At 50.2% G+C, this 6,423-nt stretch carries 5 protein-coding genes and 1 pseudogene; all 6 read left to right on the forward strand.

All coding sequences use genetic code 11. From position 1 onward, the window contains the following. Positions 1–243 precede the first annotated feature (243 nt). On the forward strand, positions 244–642 hold the full coding sequence (gene tssD, locus H3001_RS14795; RefSeq protein WP_117929209.1) for a type VI secretion system tube protein TssD: 399 nt from the start codon (positions 244–246) through the stop codon (positions 640–642). Between the two features lie 118 nt (positions 643–760). Then, entirely contained in the window at positions 761–2,572 is a 1,812-nt protein-coding gene (locus tag H3001_RS14800; RefSeq protein ID WP_181215346.1) for a type VI secretion system Vgr family protein, read from the forward strand. Positions 2,573–2,586: 14 nt separating this feature from the next. After that, positions 2,587–3,945 carry a hypothetical protein gene (locus tag H3001_RS14805; RefSeq protein WP_181215347.1) on the forward strand — a complete coding sequence of 453 codons (1,359 nt, stop codon included), beginning with the start codon at positions 2,587–2,589 and terminating at the stop codon, positions 3,943–3,945. 45 nt (positions 3,946–3,990) lie between these two features. Next, positions 3,991–4,464: a hypothetical protein gene (locus H3001_RS14810; protein WP_117929215.1), complete on the forward strand. Its 474-nt coding sequence runs from the start codon at positions 3,991–3,993 to the stop codon at positions 4,462–4,464. Further along, positions 4,461–5,837 carry a DUF5458 family protein gene (locus H3001_RS14815; RefSeq protein ID WP_181215348.1) on the forward strand — a complete coding sequence of 459 codons (1,377 nt, stop codon included), beginning with the start codon at positions 4,461–4,463 and terminating at the stop codon, positions 5,835–5,837. The genes H3001_RS14810 and H3001_RS14815 overlap by 4 nt, the downstream gene beginning before the upstream one ends. 81 nt (positions 5,838–5,918) lie before the next feature. After that, a pseudogene (locus tag H3001_RS14820) lies at positions 5,919–6,423 on the forward strand (DUF6531 domain-containing protein); the annotation flags it as partial.

Genomic DNA, 6,423 nt, shown 5'->3' on the forward strand with positions numbered 1-6,423 from the left:
TTGCACAGGAGAACACCGCAAATATAAGGTAAAAATTGAAATTCAGCCATTTTTATAGATGTTTTTTTTAGGGCAGCAGCCATTTTTTTCAGGAAAAATCGAAAATTTTTCCGAAAAAGCTTTGTAGTTTCCGGGAATGCCATATATTGGGCAACGAAATCAGAAGTCGGGGATACCGGCAACCGGTCATCAACGGCGGAAATTTCAGAATTAACATTTTTATTAACTTAAAAAACTGAGAATATGGCATTTAAAGCGTCATTCAAGTTTTCGGACTCGAAAGAGTTTGATGTATTGAGATGGGATGTCGAATTCAACCGTGATACTGACCCAAAGGGTCGTCCGGCATCTGACATCTACGGTGGTACAATCAATGTGGAAGTTGAATCAACTCCGGATACGATTGTACTGGACAAAATGTTCAAGCAGTATCAGCCTGTAAACGGAAGCATCGTCTTCAAGAAAGCGGACGAGGATGCCAAGATGAAGGAACTGGTATTTGAAAACGGTTATGTAGTGAAGTACAAGGAGGCACTGGATGTGGCGAATGCATTTCCGATGACAATCAGATTCTCCATTTCGGCACAAGTGGTAAAGATGGGCGATGCTTCATTTGAACAGAACTGGCCGGAAAATAACTGATGGTTATTTCTAGTCAAAGTTGTTAGAGTGCCGGGATATACCAATTCCGGTTATTTCGGCACTCAAAAACATACCGACTGGTCGGATTAATCAATATGAACCTTTAGACATAATAAATATGGGAGCAAGTTTTCTGAATTCGGTAACCGCCAAAGTAACCATAAAGGGAGAAGAACAGAAGTTCGTTTCTTTACGCCTTCATCAGGCGTTCAACCGGCATCACACATTCACTGTAATTGTGAACTATCTGTCGCCTAACAACACTTTCCAGCAGACACCGGAGAAATTCATCAGTTACATTGGAGAAAAGGCAAACATTTCATTTGCCCACAAGCAGACCGGAGAGACTTGCGACTTCGAAGGAATCATCAATCAGGTGGAAATGATTGGAAGTGTCGGCAAGACAGGCGGAGTGGCCATTCACGGAACAAGCCCTACAATATTGTATGAAAACAACAGTACGCTTGATTCATGGACGGATCAGTCATTGTCTGCCATCATAAAGGAGGCGACACAGGAATACGGAAAAGTCAATTTGGCATCCAATCCCAAATATGCCTTGCCCATTCCCTACATGGCACAGTACAACGAAAGCGTCTTTGACTTTATGAACCGCCTTTCAGCCCAGTACGGGGAATGGTTCTATTACGATGGTGCCAAAGTCTATTTCGGCAAGCCCGATAAGGACAACACGGAGAAAATCGTGTACGATGTGGACTTGGAAGAGGTACGGCTGGTAGCCAGTCTGGTTCCCGGGAAATCTGCAAGATATGATTATGTAGCGCAGGAGAACAAACAGCATAGTGCAGATACGCCCGCCAAACCGGAAGGGATGAACGACCTCCAGTCCATCGCGCACGGATGTTCCGAGAAGGCTTACAGCGCACGGACCACCTCTGCGGCCAATCCGCACGTCACCGACAAGGAGGGATTGGACGAACAGATGAAAATTGTTAAGAATTCGTCTGGTGCCGGCCTCTTGAATATAAAGGGTATCGGCAAGACATGCCGCATCAGGATCGGCGAGATTATTGACGTGGTTTTCCCCGACAGGATGAACCTGCCGCCTTTGGGAAAATTCCGCATCACCGAAATCACACACGAGGTACACCGTGACGGACATTACGTGAACACTTTTGTCGGAATCCCGGACGGAACGGTACACATTCCTGTTCCTGACGTAAAAATGCCGCTGGCATTGCCTGAATTGGCTACGGTGGCTGCAAATGATGACGAAAAGGGACAGGGACGCGTGAAAGTGGTCTTCGACTGGCAAAAGCCAAAAGAAAAGACAACCAACTGGATCAGGGTACAGAGTCCTAATGCGGGAACAAGCGATGCGGTATCCAAGAACCGGGGATTGGTATTTGTGCCGGAAGTAGGAGATCAGGTGATGGTCGGTTACGAACACGGCAATCCGGATCGTCCTTATGTGACCGGAGCCATGTTCCACAAGGATTCGGGAAAAGGCGGAGACAAGGACAACAAGATAAAAAGCATCATCACACGTAGCGGAAACGCCATCTGTTTCGATGATGAGACCGGAAGCATCACCATCACGGACCAGACAGGGAAACAGCTTATCCTTCTGGACGGAAAAGACACCATTTCCATCATGGCAAAGAAGACCGTCACCATCACCAACGAGGAGAATTCGGTCATCATCATGGACGGGAAATCCATCGGATTACAATCTGATACAATTTCCATTGAAGGAAAGAAAAGCATCACACTGCTGTCTGGCGGCGAGAAAATGATACTCAGCGGTGAAAAGAAAATAATTGCCAACAAGGGTACCAACATCAAGCAGGAGGCCTCCAAAGAATATGACCTGAGCACCCAAAAGGGCATGGTTAAGGGCATGAACCTGGCTATCGAGGGGACTGCCGATGTAGCCGTCACAGGAGGAATCATAAAGTTAAACTCATAAAAACAAGGCTGGATATGGGAGCATCTGCATCTGTTATACAGGAATACTACAAGGCGGTCGACTATTGGGCGGATATAGCCGACAAAAAGGACTGGAAGCTGGCTATATGGATTGTCGGACAGAACGACGTGGACTTGGTTGACAGGTTCCTGGAAATCGAGCGTTCTCCCGTAGGACAGTTCGAAGATATTTTCTTCCGCTTCGACACGCCGTACGAAGGAACAGTGGACGAATACACCGAACAGTTGTGGATGGAATATGCCGGCTGGTTCTCAGAGGAGGTTGAGGAAAAATACGACATACTTAAGGCACTGCGTCACGACGGGCTGCTGAAGGAAGAGTATGTTCCCGATACGTCTGCCGAACATACGGCAGGCAATCTGTGGAAAGAGATGCTGCGCTTCAAGTCATGCATTTCCGGGCTGGAAGATGCCTGTTTCTGCATCTATTTTCCTCCGGGACAGGAACGGGGATTCTCCAGAGCCGAATGGTTCAAAAGGACACTGGAAGAAGGCATTCCGCAGGGAATCCGGCTGACAACAATTGACATGAAGAAAAACAGGAGTGTCAGCCTGGACGAGTCGCCGGCCATCGTCCACATCCGCCCCAAGTTCGATATGGCGGCGGCTCTTCACAACCGGATGGCGCGGGCCGATGCCGGGAATGACCTGATTGCCCCCGAAAACCGGTTCAACCGGCAGGTAAGCGCCGTCATGGACTGCACGCAAAAGCAGGATTGGAAACTGTTGGAAAAGGAGATTCGGAAACTGCTGGATATTGCCGGAGAGTTGAAGGACACGAATATACAAATATCCGCCCTGTTCATTGCCTCTGAAGCGTGTTATGCGATTCGTGAATACAGGCATAGCATCAGATATAGCGACGATACTATCCGGGAAGCGGAAAAGGCGATGGCAGGCGGCGAGGCGGCAGGATACAGCTACTGGAAAATGGCTACTTCCATGAAGGCTGCCATTCTGACGGCTGAGAAAAAGCGGGAAGAGGCAATTGCCCTGTATGACGGGATGGCGCAGAAGGCCACCCGGCAGAAAGACCCCTACTATGTCATGGAAGGATACCGCATGTCCGGCTTCTTGCGCTACGAGGAAGGGAAGCTGAATCAGGCTTTCGAGTATTTCCTGCTCGCGCTGGCGGGTGGAAGTTATCTTTCCGAAGAAATCAGGCGGAACTCCACCTTCACCTATGCGGCATACCTGGCGCTCCATACGGGCAGGCAGGTACGTGCCCCGGTTGACATCGAGGTACTGGAAGGGCAGCTTCAGGAATGGCTGGGGGATGATTGGAGACAACTGGTTGACAATCCGGCCATGCAGCAGGCGAAAGCCAGAAGAAAAAAAGGATTTTTTGGTTGAAAGAGATTTACTAACATATTTTTTAAATTATAAAACAAACTGAGTATGGACTTGGGAAATTATGGAATAGGCGGAAATGAAGTGAAAATTGACGCCTCCGAAGGTATTGCGGAGATTCCACAAAACCGGACACTATTGGTTGAGCAGCTGACAAAAGACGAACCGGTAGCTCCCGAAGTAGTCACCGGCCTGACTAACATTGACGAGGTCTTTGCACATTTCATGCCGGAAATAGATATTGAGTTCTCTGATGCGGAAGGCGCTCCCGTAGAGGAAAACTTCCGCTTCCACAATGTAGGGGACTTCTCCGTGAAGAAGATGACGGAACAGAGTCCTTTCCTCTCGGGGCTGAATGCGGAAAAGCAGTTCGCCGACAGGATGGAGAAATCCTTGCGCTCGAACAAGGTGCTGCAACGGGTTCTGGAAAATCCGGAAACACGCAAGGCGTTCGTCAATACGCTGTCCATCATGTTGGACGAATTGAAGGCAAACGAGAAGTCTAATCCTGTAAACGAATGAGAACTATGAGTGAACAGAACACACAGAAGGAAGCCGTCGTACAGCAACAGCAGGCGGCGGTACAGGCCAGGAACCTGAATGCGGAGCTACAGGCATTGGCAAAGTTCGGAGGCTTCAATGTCTTGGAGTCTTCGGTGGACGGCATACAGAATCTGAATCCGGAACGCAAGGCTCGCCGGAATATTTTCCTGACCGACAGGGAACGGGCCAACGAGCGCAAGGAGCTTACCAAGAGAATTGAAATGTGGATAGACATGCTGGGAGGCAACAAGTCCATCAGCGAAATGGTGGATTTGTGCCAGAAAAAGTCCGCCGCCGTGTCCGACCTGCTTTCTCAAAACCAGTTGAAGGCGGTGGAAGAAGTGAAGCAGTTGGAAAAATCCTACCGCACGGTCATGCTTTTCTACAAGAATACGGACTCCGACAAGATCAAGAACGTATCCATCGTCAATGCTTCAATGGACCAGCTTACCGATTTGGACAACTCTTTCTTTATCGACGCCATTGCCGACGAGCTTCGTGCCAACTATGACCGTCTGGACCTGCGCACCAACTATTCTCTGCTGGTAATCCCCGGATACCTGGGTTCCAACAAGGTGGTGGAGAAATGGGCGAAAATAGCCCATGACAACAAGGTCATGATTTACACCGATTTTGCCGACCTTGAAAAGCCGGACGATGTCATCGAGATGTTCTTCGACTCCAACCTGACGGGCGGCGATGTGTACAAGTCCAACGTCTGCATGACCTGCAACTATCTGGTAGGACGCGGACGCTATGCCGAACTGGGAGAAACCGAAGACTTGCTGATTCCGCCTTCGGCAGCACTGGCGGGCAGTGTGTACAAGACGGTGATGGCACAGGTCACTGCCGGAAAGAAGTACGGCTCCATGAGCGAGGTGGACAGCGTGGCTTTCAACCTGAAGAAGAGCGAAATCTCCGAACTGGAAAAGATCGGTCTGATACCGATGGTAAAGGAATACGGCAAGGTGATGGCTTTCTCTGCCAAGACACTGTTCAACGGCGACAACCTCGGCTTGCAGACCTACTCGGTCGTCCGTGTATTCGACTGGGTGACAAAGGTCCTGATGGATTTTCTCAACCGCCGTGCTTTCGAGAATTGGAACAGCAAGGCTGAAAGGGACTTGCGCGGTCAGATCAGCAATTTCCTTGATAGCATACAAGGTCCCGGACGTTTGATTGAAAAGTTCAAGATCCTGCGTTTCGAGAGGGACCCGAAACAGAAGGACCGCATCTTCCTCGACATTCACCTGACTCCCTATTTCCCGGCAAAGAGCTTTGTCATCAAGCTGGAGGGAACGAAGGGTGACGATGAAAATGAATGGAACAGCGATTATGCACAGGACGCATAAATAAGCTTTCTCTGGAGTAACTGAAGGGTCCGACGGGACTCTTCAGCTACTCCCCTTTTTACATCCTAAAAAATTCTCACTATGTCAGATATATTCAAGAATATAGCTGGTACCGTTGACAGCAACAGTGCCAGACGGGGGTTTGCCGACCTTTTTACGGACTCCAAGGCCGCCCTTGACGAGCTCCAGGGCGGGCTGGCGGGGATGCTGCCGTCCATGCCCGGGATGCCAGTGGCAAAGTTCAACGACATCTCCATAGGGATAGACACGCACCCTACGGTCACGCCGCCGTCACCGATCATGCCCGTGCCGCACGTGGGAAAGGTGTACGACCTCATGGCGGACCTCATGGCGGGGCTGGCGACAGCCGTGCCGCCATCGGCAGGAGGACTGGCAGGTGTGGCGGGAAGCATACTCAAGGGAATGGCGCCGTCCGTCAAGGTCCACAACCAGTGGATTGCGCAGGCAGGAATCGGTATCGTGCACCTGCCGGCGTACGTCCTGCACCCCGCGCCGCTGGTCAGCGGCATGTCCGAGTCCGAAATGTGGATGGGCAGCTCGACGGTGCTGGCCGACGGTGCCCCCT

Source organism: Phocaeicola faecicola (assembly GCF_013618865.1).
Taxonomy (GTDB): domain Bacteria; phylum Bacteroidota; class Bacteroidia; order Bacteroidales; family Bacteroidaceae; genus Phocaeicola; species Phocaeicola faecicola.

Coding starts and splice junctions, on each gene's coding strand:
- tssD (WP_117929209.1), top strand. CDS start 244: ATGGCATTTAAAGCGTCATTCAAGTTTTCGGACTCGAAAGAGTTTGAT.
- H3001_RS14800 (WP_181215346.1), top strand. CDS start 761: ATGGGAGCAAGTTTTCTGAATTCGGTAACCGCCAAAGTAACCATAAAG.
- H3001_RS14805 (WP_181215347.1), top strand. CDS start 2,587: ATGGGAGCATCTGCATCTGTTATACAGGAATACTACAAGGCGGTCGAC.
- H3001_RS14810 (WP_117929215.1), top strand. CDS start 3,991: ATGGACTTGGGAAATTATGGAATAGGCGGAAATGAAGTGAAAATTGAC.
- H3001_RS14815 (WP_181215348.1), top strand. CDS start 4,461: ATGAGAACTATGAGTGAACAGAACACACAGAAGGAAGCCGTCGTACAG.